Source organism: Burkholderia arboris (genome assembly GCF_902499125.1).
GTDB classification, from domain to species: Bacteria; Pseudomonadota; Gammaproteobacteria; order Burkholderiales; family Burkholderiaceae; genus Burkholderia; species Burkholderia arboris.
Map to the genome: position 1 here is coordinate 1 of NZ_CABVPX010000026.1, position 16,564 is coordinate 16,564.

General features: G+C 68.6%; 12 protein-coding genes and 1 pseudogene. 7 read left to right on the top strand and 6 right to left on the bottom strand.

The genetic code is table 11. The features are described 5' to 3' along the window. Positions 1–830 (bottom strand): annotated as a pseudogene (locus tag BLA15945_RS26855) (DNA translocase FtsK); the annotation flags it as partial. 170 nt (positions 831–1,000) lie between these two features. Further along, the gene (locus tag BLA15945_RS26860; protein WP_059233544.1) at positions 1,001–1,546 is read right to left on the bottom strand and encodes an META domain-containing protein; all 546 of its coding nucleotides are present in this window, start codon (positions 1,544–1,546) and stop codon (positions 1,001–1,003) included. A gap of 213 nt (positions 1,547–1,759) precedes the next feature. Between BLA15945_RS26860 and purT the strand changes: the two genes are divergently transcribed. The 4 genes from purT to BLA15945_RS26880 all read left to right on the top strand — a co-directional run bounded on the left by purT (position 1,760) and on the right by BLA15945_RS26880 (position 5,615). Further along, on the top strand, positions 1,760–2,974 hold the full coding sequence (gene purT / locus BLA15945_RS26865) for a formate-dependent phosphoribosylglycinamide formyltransferase (RefSeq protein WP_059233545.1): 1,215 nt from the start codon (positions 1,760–1,762) through the stop codon (positions 2,972–2,974). Between the two features lie 18 nt (positions 2,975–2,992). Further along, on the top strand, positions 2,993–3,178 hold the full coding sequence (locus tag BLA15945_RS26870; protein ID WP_059233546.1) for a DUF6726 family protein: 186 nt from the start codon (positions 2,993–2,995) through the stop codon (positions 3,176–3,178). 85 nt (positions 3,179–3,263) lie between these two features. Beyond that, positions 3,264–3,644, top strand: a complete 381-nt coding sequence (locus tag BLA15945_RS26875) for an MliC family protein (RefSeq protein WP_059233547.1) — start codon at positions 3,264–3,266, stop codon at positions 3,642–3,644. 387 nt (positions 3,645–4,031) lie between these two features. Continuing rightward, a complete protein-coding gene (locus tag BLA15945_RS26880) occupies positions 4,032–5,615 on the top strand; it encodes a DEAD/DEAH box helicase (RefSeq protein ID WP_174993805.1) in 1,584 nt (527 codons plus the stop codon). A gap of 268 nt (positions 5,616–5,883) precedes the next feature. Here BLA15945_RS26880 and gluQRS read toward each other — a convergent pair whose 3' ends face one another. Further along, positions 5,884–6,777, bottom strand: a complete 894-nt coding sequence (gluQRS, locus tag BLA15945_RS26885; protein ID WP_174993806.1) for a tRNA glutamyl-Q(34) synthetase GluQRS — start codon at positions 6,775–6,777, stop codon at positions 5,884–5,886. A gap of 19 nt (positions 6,778–6,796) precedes the next feature. Further along, positions 6,797–7,651, bottom strand: a complete 855-nt coding sequence (locus BLA15945_RS26890) for a sulfurtransferase (protein ID WP_174993807.1) — start codon at positions 7,649–7,651, stop codon at positions 6,797–6,799. A gap of 216 nt (positions 7,652–7,867) precedes the next feature. Between BLA15945_RS26890 and dnaE the strand changes: the two genes are divergently transcribed. The 3 genes from dnaE (at position 7,868) to BLA15945_RS26905 (ending at position 14,144) form a co-directional block, all read left to right on the top strand. Further along, complete coding sequence (gene dnaE, locus BLA15945_RS26895) at positions 7,868–11,398, top strand: DNA polymerase III subunit alpha (protein WP_059233551.1); 3,531 nt, start codon at positions 7,868–7,870, stop codon at positions 11,396–11,398. Between the two features lie 308 nt (positions 11,399–11,706). Beyond that, positions 11,707–12,792, top strand: coding sequence for a glycosyltransferase family 9 protein (locus BLA15945_RS26900; protein WP_174993832.1), 1,086 nt, complete (start codon positions 11,707–11,709; stop codon positions 12,790–12,792). Between the two features lie 173 nt (positions 12,793–12,965). After that, entirely contained in the window at positions 12,966–14,144 is a 1,179-nt protein-coding gene (locus BLA15945_RS26905) for a glycosyltransferase family 9 protein (RefSeq protein WP_174993808.1), read from the top strand. Positions 14,145–14,280: 136 nt separating this feature from the next. Here the strand turns inward: BLA15945_RS26905 and BLA15945_RS26910 are convergent, their stop codons facing one another. Beyond that, a complete protein-coding gene (locus BLA15945_RS26910; RefSeq protein ID WP_174993809.1) occupies positions 14,281–15,561 on the bottom strand; it encodes an O-antigen ligase family protein in 1,281 nt (426 codons plus the stop codon). Positions 15,562–15,694: 133 nt separating this feature from the next. Then, the gene (locus tag BLA15945_RS26915; RefSeq protein ID WP_174993810.1) at positions 15,695–16,537 is read right to left on the bottom strand and encodes a glycosyltransferase family 2 protein; all 843 of its coding nucleotides are present in this window, start codon (positions 16,535–16,537) and stop codon (positions 15,695–15,697) included. Between the last annotated feature and the right edge of the window lie 27 nt (positions 16,538–16,564).

Below are 16,564 nucleotides of genomic sequence, written 5' to 3' on the forward strand. Positions count from 1 at the left end.
GGAGCAGTCTGCTTCAGCGCAGCCGTGGCTGCCGGTCGCGCGGCGGTCGGCCGCGGCCGGACGGGTTCGAATCCGGCAGGAAGCGGGGCCGGGTCGGGGCGCGACATCTGCGCGTTCGCCGCCGCGCGCGCGAGGCTGGCGGTGCTGCCGGTCGTGGGCGGCGGCATCGCGCTGGCCGGGATCGGCGCGGGTTGCGCCACCGGCGTGCGCTGGGGTGCGGTGGGCTTCAGCCAGCCCGATGGCGCGACGGGTTCCGCAAGCGGATGCTGCGGCGTCTTGCTACGTGGCTTCGGCCGCGCCTGCGGGTCGGGTTTCCACAGCGTCGGGCGCGAATAACGGCCGTTCTGGCGCGGCGCCATCGAGTTGACGGTGTGCGCGGTGGTCGGTTGCACGATGTCGTCGTCGCGATGCAGCGCGCTGCGCGGCAGGTCGGCGATCCCACGCACGTCGTCGTCGCCGCCGTCGCGCGACAGCTTGACGCCGAACGACGTGTCGACCCACGCGGCGAACTGCCGCCAGCCGATACCGGTCAGCCAGGGCAGCCCGGCGAAGAACAGCACGACCATCGCGACCGGCGTGCCGATCGGCCCGAGCACGTGGGCGAAGCCGGCCGAGAACGCATGGCCGAGCGCATTCGTGTCGGGACCCGACAGCGGGCTCGTCAGCGTGCAGCTTGCGGCGAATACCGCGGCGAAGCCGAGCCACAGGCGGATCGAGCCGCGGCCGGCGAGCCCGCCGCCGCCGGGCAGCATCGCCTGTACGAGACGCCAGAAGAGAAGGAGGAACCAGACGGCGGAGATGCCGAACCAGCCGAAGACAACCGTGTGCATGCTTTGAAACAGGAGTGGGGAGGGGCGCGCGAGGCGCGACCCGCCGAGTTTAACCGGCCGGCGAACAAGATTCTCGGGCGGCGTGAATTCGTTTCACGCCGTGCGGCATGTGCGTCCGGCACACGCGCGCGACGCGAAGGCGGTCGGCCGGCCTTCGCGTGCGCGATGCATCAGGGGCTCCGGTGCGTGAAGGTCAGCGTGGCGCCGGCGTTGGTCACGATCTGCAGTTGCTGCGGCTCGCGCATCTGCACGCCGGTCTTGTCGACGTGCGCAAGCGCGTCGAGGTACGCGTGCTCGAGCTGGCCGCCGAGCGTGTTCGGGCACGCCATCCGCGTGCCGGCGAGCGGGCCGAAGCTCAGCAAGCCGTTCTTGATTGCGTAGGTGCCCATGTAGCGGTTGCAGCCCGAGAACCCGCTGGCGCGCCGGATGCCCGATTCGGTCGACAGCGCGAGCTTGATCGGCTCGCCGTTGTCGCCGTGCGGGATCGCACGTTGCGAGCCGTCGGCGTTCACCCAGCTGGTGAGCTCCCAGCTGGTGTCGTCGAGCAGCTGGACGGCGGCCGGGTTGTACGGGTCGGGCGCGGGGGCGGCGGAATCGGGATGGGTCGGCATCGCGCAGGCGGCGAGAAGCGTGGCAAGCGTCAACGCGCAGAACGGCGCGCGCAACGGGCGAAGCAGGCCGGTGCGCGCGCGTGCGGCTGCGGACAGGTGGGACATGAGCCTCGTTCCTCATCGGATTCTGATCAAGGCGTAAGAGTAACGCACCCGCCCCGCGGCAGGCGAGCCGACACTTCGCGGATGAAAACGTTCGCAGCCCGTCCACGAGCCGCGAGCGGCCGGGCGCCGGCGCGCCGAAACGCCCAAAACCGGCGCGATCGCACGTGTTAACATCGGAGCCGTTTTCGTCCTCCACCTGAAGCGGGAAATCACATGCAGATCGGTCAGCGGCTCGGTACGCCGCTTTCACCCTCGGCCACGCGCGTCATGCTGCTCGGCGCCGGCGAGCTCGGCAAGGAAGTCATCATCGCGTTGCAGCGTCTCGGTGTCGAAGTCATCGCGGTCGACCGCTATCCGGATGCGCCGGGCCACCAGGTCGCGCATCGCGCGCACGTGATCGACATGACGGACGCCGCCGCGTTGCGGGCGATCGTCGAGACCGAGCGCCCGCACCTGATCGTCCCCGAGATCGAGGCGATCGCCACCGACGCGCTCGCCGCGATCGAGGCGGCCGGCCTCGCCGAAGTGATCCCGACCGCGCGCGCGACGCAGCTCACGATGAACCGCGAAGGGATCCGCCGGCTTGCGGCCGAGGAACTCGGCCTGCCGACGTCGCCGTATGCGTTCGCGGATTCGTTCGAGGCCTTCAGCGCGGCCATCGCGAAGATCGGCATGCCGTGCGTCGTGAAGCCCGTGATGTCGTCGTCGGGCAAGGGGCAGTCGGTCGTGAAGACCGAAGCCGACGTGAAGCCCGCATGGGATTACGCGATGGCGGGCGGACGTGTGAATCACGGCCGCGTGATCGTCGAAGGCTTCGTCGATTTCGACTACGAGATCACGCAGCTGACCGTGCGCGCGATCGATCCGGCGACGCTCGCCACGCGCACCTACTTCTGCGAGCCGGTCGGCCACGTGCAGGTCGCGGGCGACTACGTCGAGTCGTGGCAGCCGCAGCCGATGAGCGCGGCGGCGCTCGAGAAGTCGCGCGAGATCGCGCACAAGGTCACCGAGGCGCTCGGCGGGCGCGGGCTGTTCGGCGTCGAACTGTTCGTGCGCGGCGACGACGTGTGGTTCTCGGAAGTGAGCCCGCGGCCGCACGATACGGGCCTCGTCACGCTCGCATCGCAGCGCCAGTCGGAATTCGAATTGCACGCACGGGCGATTCTCGGGCTGCCGGTCGATCCGGCGCTCGGGACGCCGGCTGCGTCGGCCGTGATCTACGGCGGGCTCGACGAGCGTGGGATCGCGTTCGAAGGCGTGCGCGACGCGCTCGCGGTGCCGGGGGCCGACCTGCGCCTGTTCGGCAAACCGGAAAGTTTTGCGAAGCGGCGCATGGGCGTCGCGCTGGCGACCGGCGCGACCGTCGACGAAGCCCGCGAACGCGCGAAGCGCGCCGCCGCGGCCGTCCGGCCAGTGTCGGCCCGCTGATGGAACGAGGAGAGGACGATGGTGTCGAGGTGGTTGAGTATCGGAAAGCTGGGCGTCGCGCTGGTGCTCGTCGCGAATCTCGCGGGTTGCGGCCTCGCGGCCGCACCGTGCCGCGTGGCCTCGGCGGGGCTCAAGATCGTGCCGCTCGTCGGCCATGTCGCCGCGGCGCCGACCGATGCGTGCGCGGGCGTCATCGATCCCTGATCCCCGCAACCGGCGCGATCGCCCATCAACAATAACCGCGCGCCCCGCGAGGGCGCGTTTCCATCCGTCTCGTGAGAGGACCTGCATGATTCGCCAAACCCTCGCCGCGCTCGCGCTGGCCGGCACCGCCGTTTCCGTCGCGCATGCCGCGCAACTGACCGTCGAGGAAATCGACGCCGATGCGCGCCAGCAGACCATTTACCAGTGCGCGAACCAGAAGCAGCCCGTGCGCGTGTCGTACTGGCTCGCGGGCAACGGCCAGAGCTTCGCGCTCGTGCCGGTCAACGGGAAGCAGATGCTGTTCGTCGACACCGTGTCGGCGTCGGGCGCGCGCTACCAGGCCGGCCGCTATACGTGGTGGACGAAGGGCAAGGAAGCGACGCTGCGCGACGAGATCGCCGACGAGAAGTCGCCGCCGCTGCTCGGCGACTGCGTGCAGGTCGAGAAGAAAAAGAAGAAGGGCTGAGCGCCGGGCGCGATCGCGGAGCGTAGTCACGTGGGTTGACCGCGAGCCGGGCCTGAAGGCCCGGTGCGCGGGCAGCGGCAGGCGTCGGGATACGATCATCCGGGATCGGACCCCTGATATTGCTCGCCGGCCGATCGGGACAGCACGATCGGGTCATCCGTCGCCCGCGCGGGCCTGCACGGGCACGCCGCGCGAACCGCCGTTGCGGCCGTTCGCGGCGTTGTCACGGACAGTTGGCCGCGCAGTGCTACAATACGGCCCTTTCCGTCGGCATTCGCGCCGAACGGAGTCCGCACGGCCTGGCGTCCAGCGTTCGCATTGAACCGGTCCCAAGCGCCAGAGCGGCGCCGCGCGGCGCGCCGTGGCTCCGTCTATTTCCGAATTGTGATGAGCGCAGGCCCGGCTGGCCTGACGCACGATGTCCCCGCCGCGCCTTTTGAGCGAAACGCCACCATGTCCGATTCTGTCGCCAAGCCCGTCGACGCAACCTTCGATCAATTCGGCCTTGCCGCCGATATCCTGAAAGCCATTGCGGAGCAGGGCTATACGACGCCGACGCCGATCCAGGCACAGGCCATTCCGGTCGTGCTCGCCGGCCGCGACGTCATGGGCGCCGCGCAAACGGGTACCGGCAAGACCGCGAGTTTCTCGCTGCCGATCATCCAGCGCCTGCTGCCGCAAGCCAACACGAGCGCGTCACCGGCGCGCCATCCGGTGCGTGCGCTGATCCTCACGCCGACCCGCGAACTCGCCGACCAGGTCGCCGCGAACGTGCACGCGTATGCGAAGCACACGCCGCTGCGCAGCGCGGTCGTGTTCGGCGGTGTCGACATGAACCCGCAATCGGCCGAGCTGCGCCGCGGCGTCGAGATCCTGATCGCGACGCCGGGCCGTCTGCTCGACCACGTGCAGCAGAAGACGGCGAACCTCGGCCAGGTGCAGATTCTCGTGCTCGACGAAGCCGACCGGATGCTCGACATGGGCTTCCTGCCCGATCTGCAGCGCATCCTGAACCTGCTGCCGAAGGAACGCCAGACGCTGCTGTTTTCGGCCACGTTCTCGGGCGAAATCAAGAAGCTCGCATCGACCTACCTGCGCAACCCGCAGACGATCGAGGTCGCACGCAGCAACTCGACGAACGCCAACGTCACGCAGATCGTCTACGACGTCGCCGAAGGCGACAAGCAGGCGGCCGTCGTGCAATTGCTGCGCGATCGCGGCCTGAAGCAGGTGATCGTGTTCTGCAACAGCAAGATCGGCGCAAGCCGCCTGGCGCGCAACCTCGAACGCGATGGCGTGGTCGCGTCGGCGATCCACGGCGACAAGACGCAGCTCGAGCGGATGCAGGCGCTCGACGCGTTCAAGCGCGGCGAGATCGAGGCGCTGGTCGCGACCGACGTGGCCGCCCGCGGCCTCGACATCGCCGAGCTGCCGGCCGTGATCAACTTCGACCTGCCGTTCAGTGCGGAAGACTACGTGCACCGGATCGGCCGTACCGGCCGTGCGGGTGCGACGGGCGACGCGCTGTCGCTGTGTAGCCCGAACGAGCGCAAGCAGCTTGCCGATATCGAGAAGCTGATCAAGCGTCCGCTTGAAGTGCAGACGCTCACGCTCAACAAGCCGGCACGCCAGCGTCACGACGACCGTGGCGGTGAGCGCGGTGGTGAGCGTGGCGGCGACCGTGGCGGCGATCGCCACAGCGAACGCGGTGGCGAACGGGGCGGTCGTCGCGATCGCGACGAGCATCGCGGGGCGTCGGGACACCGGTCGGCCGCTGCCGAGCGCGGTGGTCGTCCCCGTCGCCACGAAGCGCCGGTCGACGATTTCTTCCTGAAGCCGTACGAGCCGTCGGCGCCGGCGAAGCAGGCGGACGACGCACAGCCCGCGCAGCAGCCCGAGAAGAAAGGGCCGAAGCGCCAGGTTGCCGCGCTGCTCGGCGGGTTCGGGATGCCGCGCAAGCCGTCGGCGTAACCGGACGGTTCAAGCGGTCGAGGCGGTGCGCGAACACTGCCGCGGAAACGGGTGCATGCGATGAGCATGTGCCCGTTTTTCATTGGGCGACGCGATCGGGATGGGGCGTGCGCGGGACAGCGATGGCTGGCCGCGCGGGGCAGGGGATTTCGATGGCGGGTCGCCGGCGGGCGTGGCGCCCGGGCTTCCGTCACGTATTCATGCGATCGGGTTCGGCGCTGACGGAGACAGAAACGCGGCCGGTACGGGCCCCGTTCCTGCCAGCGATTCAACCGGCGCGAAGCCCGAAGCGACGCGCCCACGCATCGGTCGCGGCCACGTAGAACGCGTCCATCGTCTGGCTCGACAGATCGCCATCGTCCGTGAGGCCGAGATGCGCGGCGGCAGCCCGCAGCGCCGGCAGCGGATCGTCGCGTTCGAGCGCGGTCGCACCCGTCTGCTTGCTGAGTTTCTCGCCGTTCGCATCGACGACGACGGGCACGTGCAGGTACGCGGGCGTCGGCACGCCGAGGCAGTGTTGCAGATGGATCTGGCGCGCGGTCGAATCGAGCAGGTCGGCGCCGCGCACGACATGCGTGATGCGGGCGTCGGCATCGTCGACGACGACCGCGAGCTGATAGGCCCATTGGCCATCCGCGCGTTTCAGCACGAAATCGCCGACTTCGGTTGCGAGGTTCTGCGATTGCGTGTGTTGCCAGCGGTCGTCGAACGTGACGATCGCGTCGTCGCCGTCGGGCACACGCAGCCGCCATGCGCGCGCGGGCTTGCCGTGCAGGCCGGTGCGGCAGGTGCCTGGATACGCGAGTGTCGTGTGGCGCTCATGCGCGGCGCGCAGCGAGTCGGCGATTTCCTTGCGCGTACAACCGCACGGATAGACGCGCCCCGCCGCGACGAGTGGCTCGAGCGCAGCCGCGTAGGCCGCATCGCGCGTGCTTTGCCACACGGGCGGCTCGTCGGGCGTCATGCCGAAATGCGCGAGCGTCGCGAGGATGTCGTCGGCCGCGCCGGGTACCGTGCGCGGGCCGTCGAGATCCTCGATGCGCACGAGCCATGCACCGCCGTGCGCGCGTGCGTCGAGCCAGCTCGCGAGCGCGCCGACCAGCGAGCCGAAATGCAGCGGGCCGGTGGGCGACGGTGCGAAGCGGCCGCGATAGCCGTTCATCGGGGCGCGGGGCGCGCGCTTATGCGGCGCTGGCTGCCTGCGCGCAGGCCGGGCACGACTTGCCGGGCACGTAGCTCGGCGATTGTTGCGCTTCCGGCGTGACGACCGCGCGGCACGCGAAGCACGTGACGTTCTCGGTGGGCTGGAGTTGCGGGTTCAGCGCGGTGCGGTAGTCGAACACGAAGCAGTCGCCGTGGTAGTGCGCGCCGCCGACTTCCTCGAAATACTTCAGGATCCCGCCTTCGAGCTGGTACACATTCTCGATGCCGATTTCCTTCATGTGGATCGCGGCCTTCTCGCAGCGGATGCCGCCCGTGCAGAACGACACGACCGTCTTGCCTTCGAGGTCGGCGCGGTTCGCGTCGATCACTTCCGGGAATTCGCTGAACTTGTCGATCCGGTAATCGAGCGCGTCGTCGAACGTGCCGACGTCGACCTCGAACGCGTTGCGCGTGTCGAGCATCACGACCGGGCGGCCCGTGTCGTCGTGGCCGCGGTCGAGCCATGTCTTTAGCGTCTGCGCGTCGACGAACGGCGCGCGGCCGAGTTCCGGCTTGATCGCGGGCTTCTTCATCGTGATGATCTCGCGCTTCAGGCGCACGAGCATGCGGCGGAACGGCTGCGAGTCGGACAGGCTTTCCTTGAACTGCAGCGTCGCGAACTTGCCTTCGAACAGCGGATCGTGGCGGAGGTACGCGATGAATGCGTCGGTGGCTTCGCGCGTGCCGGCGATGAACAGGTTGATGCCTTCCGGCGCGAGCAGGATCGTGCCGCGCAGGCCGAGTTCGTTGCAGCGTGCGGTGACGAGCGGGCGCCATTGCTCGGTCGCGTCGAGCGACACGAAGTGGTAGGCGGCGAGGTTGACGATGGTCATGATGGTCCGACGGGAAAACGGCCGCACGGCGGCCCGCAAAAAAGGGTGCGAAGCCGGGGCGTTGATTCGAAAAACCGTATTATCCCGCAAACCGCGCGTGCATCGGCATCCGGCCGTTTGGCCAGCCGCGCGACGCGTCGCCGCGTGCATCGGCCGAACGGCCGGCGCGGGGATTTTTTGGGCAGCCTGCGCGGCGGGGCGGCTACAATAGCGCCCATGTCAGATCCCCGCTTCGTCCATCTTCGCGTTCACTCCGAATTCTCGATTGCCGACGGCATCGTGCGCATTGACGACATCGTCAAGGCGGCGGCCGCAGACGGTCAGGGCGCGCTCGCGCTCACCGATCTCGGCAACGCATTCGGCCTCGTCCGTTTCTACCAGGAAGCCCGCGGCAAGGGCATCAAGCCGATCGCCGGCTGCGACGTCTGGATCACCAATCCGGACGATCGCGACAAGCCGTCGCGGCTGCTGCTGCTCGTCAAGGACAAGGTCGGCTACCTGAATCTCTGCGAGCTGCTGTCGAAGGCGTGGCTCACGAACCAGTACCGCGGCCGCGCGGAGCTCGACGCGAGCTGGCTCGACGGCGAGCTCGCGCAGGGGCTGCTCGCGCTGTCGGGGGCGCAACAGGGCGACATCGGGCTCGCGCTCGCCGCAGGCAACGAGGAAGCCGCGCGCCGTCACGCCGAGCGCTGGGCGAAAGTGTTCCCGGGCGGCTTCTACATCGAGCTGCAGCGTTACGGCCAGCCGGGTGCCGAGGCGTACATCCAGCAGGCCGCGACGCTCGCCGCGGCGCTGAAGCTGCCGGTCGTCGCGACGCACCCGACGCAGTTCATGACCGACGACGATTTCACCGCGCACGAGGCGCGCGTGTGTATCTCGGAAGGCGACATCCTCGCGAACCCGCGGCGCCAGAAGCGTTTCACGACCGACCAGTATTTCCGCACGCAGGACGACATGGCCGCGCTGTTCGCCGACCTGCCGTCGGCGATCGCGAACACGGTCGAAGTCGCGAAGCGCTGCAACCTGAAGCTCGAGCTCGGCAAGCCGAAGCTGCCGTTGTTTCCGACGCCGGACGGCATGTCGCTCGACGATTACCTCGTCCAGCTGTCGAAGGAAGGGCTCGAGACCCGTCTGGCGCAGCTGTATCCGGCCGAAGCCGAACGCGACGCGCAGCGCGACACGTACTACAAGCGTCTCGAATTCGAGTGCGGAACCATCACGAAGATGGGTTTCCCCGGCTACTTCCTGATCGTCGCGGACTTCATCAACTGGGCAAAGAACAACGGCGTGCCGGTCGGTCCGGGCCGTGGCTCGGGCGCCGGTTCGCTGGTCGCGTACGCGCTCGGCATTACCGATCTCGATCCGCTGCGCTACAACCTGCTGTTCGAGCGCTTCCTGAACCCGGAACGCGTGTCGATGCCCGACTTCGACATCGACTTCTGCCAGCACGGCCGCGACCGCGTGATCCAGTACGTGAAGGAGAAGTACGGCGCGGACGCCGTGTCGCAGATCGCCACCTTCGGCACGATGGCCGCGAAGGCGGCCGTGCGCGACATCGGCCGCGTGCTCGACCTCGGCTACATGTTCACCGATGGCATCGCCAAGCTGATCCCGTTCAAGCCGGGCAAGCACGTGACGATCGCCGACGCGATGAAAGAGGAGCCGCAGCTGCAGGAGCGCTACGACCACGAGGACGAAGTGCACCAGCTGCTCGATCTCGCGCAGCGCGTCGAGGGTCTCACGCGTAACGTCGGGATGCACGCGGGCGGCGTGCTGATCGCGCCCGGCAAGCTGACCGATTTCTGCCCGCTGTACACGCAGGGCGACGACGGCGGCGTGGTCAGCCAGTACGACAAGGACGACGTCGAAGCCGTCGGCCTCGTGAAGTTCGACTTTCTGGGTCTCACGACCCTGACGATCCTCGACTGGGCCGAGCGCTACATCCGCCGCCTCGATCCGTCGAAGGCCGACTGGTCGCTCGCGCAGGTGCCGCTCGACGACGCCGCGTCGTTCCAGATCCTGAAGAAGGCCAACACGGTCGCGGTGTTCCAGCTGGAAAGCCGCGGGATGCAGGGCATGCTGAAGGATGCGCAGCCCGACCGCTTCGAGGACATCATCGCGCTCGTGTCGTTGTACCGTCCGGGCCCGATGGACCTGATCCCGAGCTTCTGCGCACGGAAACACGGCCGCGAGAAGGTCGACTATCCGGATCCGCGCGTCGAACCCGTCCTGAAAGAGACCTACGGCATCATGGTCTATCAGGAGCAGGTGATGCAGATGGCGCAGATCATCGGCGGCTACTCGCTCGGCGGCGCCGACTTGCTGCGTCGCGCGATGGGCAAGAAGAAGCCCGAGGAGATGGCCAAGCACCGCGAGATCTTCGCCGAGGGCGCGGCGACGAACGGCCTCACGCGCGAAAAGTCCGACGAGATCTTCGACCTGATGGAGAAGTTCGCGGGCTACGGCTTCAACAAGTCGCACGCGGCCGCGTACGCACTGCTCGCGTATTACACAGCGTGGCTGAAGGCACATCATCCGGCCGAATTCATGGCGGCCAACATGACGCTCGCGATGGACGACACCGACAAGGTGAAGATCCTGTTCGACGACTGCGCCGTGAACAACCTCGTCGTGCTGCCGCCGGACATCAACCAGTCGCACTACCGGTTCGAGCCGGTCGCCGAAGCCGACGGCAAGCGCTCGCGCACGATCCGCTACGGCCTCGGCGCGGTGAAGGGCAGCGGCCAGAATGCGATCGAGGAAATCCTGCGCGCCCGCGAGGAAAAGGCATTCACCGACCTGTTCGACTTCTGCGAACGGATCGACCGGCGCGTCGTCAATCGCCGCACGGTCGAGGCGCTGATCCGCGCCGGCGCGTTCGACTCGCTGAACGCGAACCGTGCGCAGTTGATCGCGTCGGTGCCGCTCGCGATGGAAGCGGCCGACCAGGCCGAAGCGAACGCGATGCAGGCCGGCCTGTTCGACATGGGCGCCGAGTCGCCGCACGCGCATGCGCTCGTCGACGAACCCGCGTGGGACGACAAGCGCCGCCTGCAGGAAGAAAAGGGCGCGCTCGGCTTCTATCTGTCCGGCCACCTGTTCGACGCCTATCGCGATGAAGTGCGCCGCTTCGTGCGGCAGAAGGTCGGCGACCTGAAGGAAGGGCGCGACAAGCTCGTCGCGGGCATCATCGCGTCGCTGCGCACGCAGATGACCCAGCGCGGCAAGATGCTGATCGCGCTGCTCGACGACGGGTCGGGCCAGTGCGAGATCACGATCTTCAACGAACAGTTCGAGGCCAACAAGGCGCTGTTCAAGGAAGACGAGCTGTTGATCGTGCAGGGGCAGGCGCGCAACGACGCGTTCACCGGCGGCATCCGCTTCACGACCGATACCGTGATGGATCTCGAACGCGCGCGCAGCCGCTATGCGCAGGCCGTGCGGCTGACGATGAACGGCAACGCCGACGCGGTCGCGCTGCGCCGCGTGCTGGAGCCGCACGTGTCGAAGGACGAGCCGGCCGCGAATGCGGTCGACGCGCCCGCGCCGCGCGGCGGCGGGCGCGATGGCGGCCGCCGCCCGCAGGCGCCGCTGCCGAACGGGCTCGCGGTCCAGATCCACTACAGCAATGCGCGGGCGCAGGGCGAAATGCGTCTCGGCGACGCGTGGCGCGTGAAGCCGAGCGACGTGCTGCTGGCGGAGTTGCGTGAGGCGTTCGACGGCAGCGTCGTCGAAATCACCTACTGACGCGTCCCGTTTCGACGGCTGTCGCGACAGGCGGCCCGCCGCATCGCCATCGCGCGGTGCGGCGGGCCGTTTTCACGTCTGAGGGTAATCGGGCCTTGGGCTGGCCATCCGGACGCTATACAATCCGGCGCTAGCCGCACGAACGCGGCGCCCAGCCGCGGGTTTGCCCGGCGAGCGGCGCCGGTCTCGTGCGCATAAACAGGGGCGGATCCGTAGGGCGGGCAGCAATGCGCGTCACGGCCGCGCCGGTCCAGGATGCCGTGAAACGGCCCGTCGCGACGATAAAAACTGACTGTCACCACATGACCATGGCCAATGGGAACCCGACACAGCGGATCCTCGTGATCCGGATTGATTTTCTGGGCGACATGCTGTGCACGACGGCGTTTCTCGGCGCGTTGAAGGAGCGCTGGCCCGGTGCGGAGCTGCATGTGGTCGCGAACCGCTACAACGCGGCCGCGCTGGCCGGCAACCCGGACGTGCACGCGATCCACACGTACGTCTACAGCCGCCAGTGCGAGCGCAACGACCGTCCCGGGCGGATGCGCGCCTTCTTCGACCGGATGCGACTCGTACGCCGCCTGCGCCGCTTGCGGTTCGACCTCGTGGTCGTGCCGAACGGCGGCATGCACCGCAGCAGCATGCAGTTCGCGCGCCAGCTTCGCGCGAAGGATTGCCGCTGGCACGATGCCGAGACCGAATTCGACGATCGCAAGCCCGAGCATGTCGCGCAGCGGCAGATGTGCCACGAGGCGCTGTCGGGTTTCCGGCTCGTGCCCGAACTCGGCCGGGCCGATCTCGACCGCCTCGAACTGTCGGTTCATCCCGACCGTACGCTGCAGGATACGTGGTATCGCCTGCTCGGCGCACGCACGAAGCCGCGTGTCGGGCTGTTCGTGTCGAACAAGGCGGCCGAGCGCCGCTGGCCGGCAGACCGCTGGCGCGACCTCGGCGTGCGGCTTGCGCCGTTCGCCGACGTGATCGTGTTTCGCGATCCGGCGATCGGCAAGTCTGCCGAGGACGATGCGTGGCGCGACGTGAACGCGCAGCATGTGGCGCCATCGTCGGTTGCCGAGCTGGTGGCCGCCGCGAGCCTGCTCGACGTCATCGTCTCGGCCGACAGCGCACCCGTGCATCTTGCGTCGGCGCTCGGCGTGCCGGTTGCCGCATTGTTCGAGGACCGTCCCGAGAAATACCTGCGCTGGCACCCGCTCGGCGTGCCGCACGTGATCCTGCGCGCCGGTGCGACCGTCGACGCGATCGGCGTCGACGCGGTCGATCGCGCCGTGCGCCATTTGCTGCCGCCGGCCGGCCAACGCGACGAACCGGTGACCGACATGCGACGCGCGCGACCGGCAGTTGCCGCGCCCGCGGCCATGACGATCGCCTCGTAACGCGGGCGCACCCCGCACGTCGCGACCGTCGGCGCGGCCCGCTGGAAGGGCCACTGGAAGGGCCACTGGAAGGGCCGCATCGGGGCCGCCTGCACGGCCGGCGCGCCATGCCGCGCCGGCTGCTGCAAAATCCTGTACATTGCCAGCCTTGTTCAGCCAGCTAGACGATCGCCGTGGCCCTGTTTTCTTCCGCCCGCCCGCCCAGAACCATCCTCGTTGCCGCACCGCGCCGTATCGGCGACGTGCTGCTGACGACGCCGCTCGTGCGTTCGCTGAAGGCCCGCTGGCCGGACGCGCAGATCGACATGCTGGTGTTTCGCGGTACCGAGGGCGTGCTCGAGCACAATCCGGACGTGCGGCACGTGATCGTCGTCGCGCAGCGCGCGGGATTCCGCGAGCGGCTGCGCGACGCGCTGTCAATGTGGCGCCGCTACGATCTCGCGTGCGCGGCGCTGAGTTCCGACCGGCCGCGTTTCTATAGCTGGTTCGCCGGCCGCAAGCGGGTCGGCCTCGTCGATCCGAATCGCGTCACGTGGCTCACGCGGATGATGCTGAACGGGATCGCGATCAATCACCACGAATCCGCGCATACGGTCGTCAGTACGCTGGCACTTGCGCCGGTGATCGGCATCGAGCCGGTGTCCGAGGTCGTCGCGCCCGGCATCGGCGACGATCCCGCGCGGCGCGCGCGCTTCGACGCGCGGCTTGCCGAATCGCCGGCGATCCGCGCCGGCAAGCAGCTGGTCGTGCTGCATCCGTATCCGATGTTCCGTTACAAGCAGTGGCGGCTCGACGGCTGGGTCGAGATGATCGGCTGGCTGCGCGAGCAGGGCTTCGCGGTCGCGCTGTCCGGCGGCCCGGGCGACAGCGAGCGGGAGTATGCGGAGCAGGTCGCGGCCGAAGCGGGCGGCGACCTGCTGAACCTGGTCGGGCGCCTGACGTTCGGCGAGAGCGCGGAGCTCGTGCGGCGCGCGCGGCTCTTCATCGGGCCCGACACGGGCGCGACACACGTCGCGGCCGCGACGGGCACCGCCACGATCGCGCTGTTCGGTCCGTCCGATCCCGTGCGCTGGGGGCCGTGGCCGCAGCATTGGCCCGCGACCGAGAATCCGTGGTCGCTGCGCGGCTCGGGGCGGCACGGGAACGTGTGGCTGCTGCAAGGGGAGGGCGACTGCGTGCCGTGCCGGCACGAGGGCTGCGAGCGCCACGTCGACAGCCGCAGCGACTGCCTCGTCAATCTCGGCACGCAGCGCGTGAAGGCCGCGGCGGCCGAAATGCTCGGGCTGAATCCGCCGGGCCCGGCCGACGCGATCGTCGACACGTCGCGGCTGCATCGCGCCGGATCCGACTGACGCGCGAGCGACGCGCGTTTTTCTTCTTGCTCGGGGGAGCCGGTTTCGCGGCGAGTCGCCTGGCGCGCGCGCGTCGACGGCGGGTGTCCGCCGCCGGACCTGACCGGCAGGCCGGCAGCGCGCCGTCCGGCGTGGGTTACGCGCTGCGGCGGATCGCCGACGTCTCGCGCGGCAGCGCCTCGCTGCGTTCGCCGCAACCGAGCAGGATGCCGGCCAGCAGCACGATCAGGTGCCCTTCTGCAAAATCGAGCAGCAGCGAATTCGCGAGACTGCCGATCGTGAAGATCGCGAGCCACGCGAGCAGCAGGTGCCGCGAGCGCGGATCGAGCGCGCGGCTGCCGCGCGCGATCTGCACGATCAGGTTGATGAACAGCAGCACGCCGAGCGTGCCGAGCTGCACGGCCATCAGCAGGTATTCGTTGTGCGGGTTCGACGTGAGCTGGCCTTCGGCCGCCGTCTTGCCGGCCGTGAGCCGCTCGAATTCGGATTCGAGGCCGCCCGCGCCGTAGCCGATCACCGGGCGCTGGCGATACAGTTCGAGCCCCTTCTTGTACCACTCGAGGCGCAGCCCGGTCGACGTGGCCGCGTCGCTTTGACGATATTGCTGTACTTCCGTCACGACCTTGGTCAGCCGGCCGTTGTGAACCGTGCATGCGGCGACCACGAGCGCGACGCCGGCCAGGACGAGCACGCCGGCGGCAAGCCCCGCGCGCAGCGCCGACTGGCGGCGCAGCAACAGCACAAAACGCACGGCGACGACGAGGATCAGCAGCAGCGCGATGACCTGCCCCGTGCGCCCCTGCAGCATGACGAACACGTTGACGAGCGACCACGCGGCGATGCCCGCATAGGCGATCCGCGAGAACGCCGTGCGGGCCGCCAGCGCGAGATCGGCCGCCTGGTAGAAGAGCAGCGCGCCGAACATGCCGGCGGCGATGTGGTTCTTGAACACCCAGGCGCGCGACAGCGGCAGCTCGGTCGCGTGCGCGGGCCCGATCGCGGTCAGGCCGAGATAGTTGGTCGTCGACAGCAACAGGATCACGCACAGCGTGCCGAACCAGCAGCGCCGCACGATCGGCGCCCAGCTGGAATGCCGGAACGCGAGCACGGCGAATGGCAGCAGCAGCAGCTTGTCGTACTTCGCGACCCAGTTCCACGCCTTGTTGTGCGGCGCAACCGTATACGTGACGCTGACGGTCAGTGCGGCCAGGATCAGCAGTGCCGCGAGCGAAGCCGGATCGGTGACGAACGAGCGCAGGTCACGCCAGAATTCGGGGGAGATCACGAGCGCCGCGGCGAACAGCCCGCAGAACACGTTGGTCAGTGCGGTCGAGACGGGCACCATGCAGAGCGCGGCGACGGCGAATGCACGGGCGGCGGTCAGGCGCCGCGTGGCGGGAGCGGAAAACGAAAGCATCGGAACCTGTCGAATGAACGAACGCGGCTTGCGGACATCGTGCGCCGCACCGCGCATCCCGGCGGGAGATCCGGGACGAACGGCGCAGTATACGCGAAGCAGGCGGCGTTTCCGTGCTGTTTTCGGGGTGCGATCAGCTGAAGGCGCGCTTGATCCGCGAGCGCAGCAGCGCGCGCTTCAGGCGGCCTTCCACGGCCGGTGTGTCGAGCGCGATTTGCGTGCCGGCCGGCGCGCCGCGATGCAGGTAATAGCGGTCGAACGTGGCTTGGGTCATACCCCATTTGTTCAGAAACTGGCGGCGGCCGTCGTTCTTGACGATCTTGCCGGTGCTTTTCTGCTGGAAGTGGTAGACGAGGCTGTCGCCGACACCGAGGAAGATCCGGCAGCCGGCGTCCCAGAATTTCATCGAGAAGTCGTTGTCGCTGCTCATGCCGGGCGACAGCTCGCTGCTGTAGCCGCCGATCCGGTTCCACCAGTCGCGGTGCACGAGCGTCGGCGGCCAGGTCGAGCCGAGCCAGTCCGCGCGCGCGAGCTTCGGGGTCGCAGCGACCAGGCCGGCCGCATCGAATTGCTCGGCGTCGCGGCCGAAATTGCTGACGACGACGCACGGGTTGCGCGTGTCGACCGGCTCGATCATCGTGCCCGACAGCATGAAGAGGTCGGTCGGCATCTGTTCGATGCGGCGCACGAGCGCCGCGTCCCAGCCCGGGCAGCAGAACATGTCGTCGTTCATGTAGACGACGTAGTCGCGCGTGGCGCGCGCGGCGGCCAGGTTGACCGCGTGGCAGATGCCGATGTTGGTCGGCGATGCGGTGTGCTCGATCCCTTCGCTGCGCACCCAGTCGAGCGTGCCGTCCGAGCCGTCGTTCACGTGCACGATGATCTGGTGGTCGTACGCGGAGTGGCGGCGCAGGCTGTCGACGACGAGCTTGAGGTACGGCAGGTTGTTCCAGGTCGGAATGATGATGGAGAACATGGCGGTCGGATTCGGTGGTCGTCGTGG

Coding starts and splice junctions, on each gene's coding strand:
- BLA15945_RS26860 (WP_059233544.1), bottom strand. CDS start 1,546: ATGTCCCACCTGTCCGCAGCCGCACGCGCGCGCACCGGCCTGCTTCGC.
- purT (WP_059233545.1), top strand. CDS start 1,760: ATGCAGATCGGTCAGCGGCTCGGTACGCCGCTTTCACCCTCGGCCACG.
- BLA15945_RS26870 (WP_059233546.1), top strand. CDS start 2,993: ATGGTGTCGAGGTGGTTGAGTATCGGAAAGCTGGGCGTCGCGCTGGTG.
- BLA15945_RS26875 (WP_059233547.1), top strand. CDS start 3,264: ATGATTCGCCAAACCCTCGCCGCGCTCGCGCTGGCCGGCACCGCCGTT.
- BLA15945_RS26880 (WP_174993805.1), top strand. CDS start 4,032: ATGAGCGCAGGCCCGGCTGGCCTGACGCACGATGTCCCCGCCGCGCCT.
- gluQRS (WP_174993806.1), bottom strand. CDS start 6,777: ATGAACGGCTATCGCGGCCGCTTCGCACCGTCGCCCACCGGCCCGCTG.
- BLA15945_RS26890 (WP_174993807.1), bottom strand. CDS start 7,651: ATGACCATCGTCAACCTCGCCGCCTACCACTTCGTGTCGCTCGACGCG.
- dnaE (WP_059233551.1), top strand. CDS start 7,868: ATGTCAGATCCCCGCTTCGTCCATCTTCGCGTTCACTCCGAATTCTCG.
- BLA15945_RS26900 (WP_174993832.1), top strand. CDS start 11,707: ATGGCCAATGGGAACCCGACACAGCGGATCCTCGTGATCCGGATTGAT.
- BLA15945_RS26910 (WP_174993809.1), bottom strand. CDS start 15,561: ATGCTTTCGTTTTCCGCTCCCGCCACGCGGCGCCTGACCGCCGCCCGT.
- BLA15945_RS26915 (WP_174993810.1), bottom strand. CDS start 16,537: ATGTTCTCCATCATCATTCCGACCTGGAACAACCTGCCGTACCTCAAG.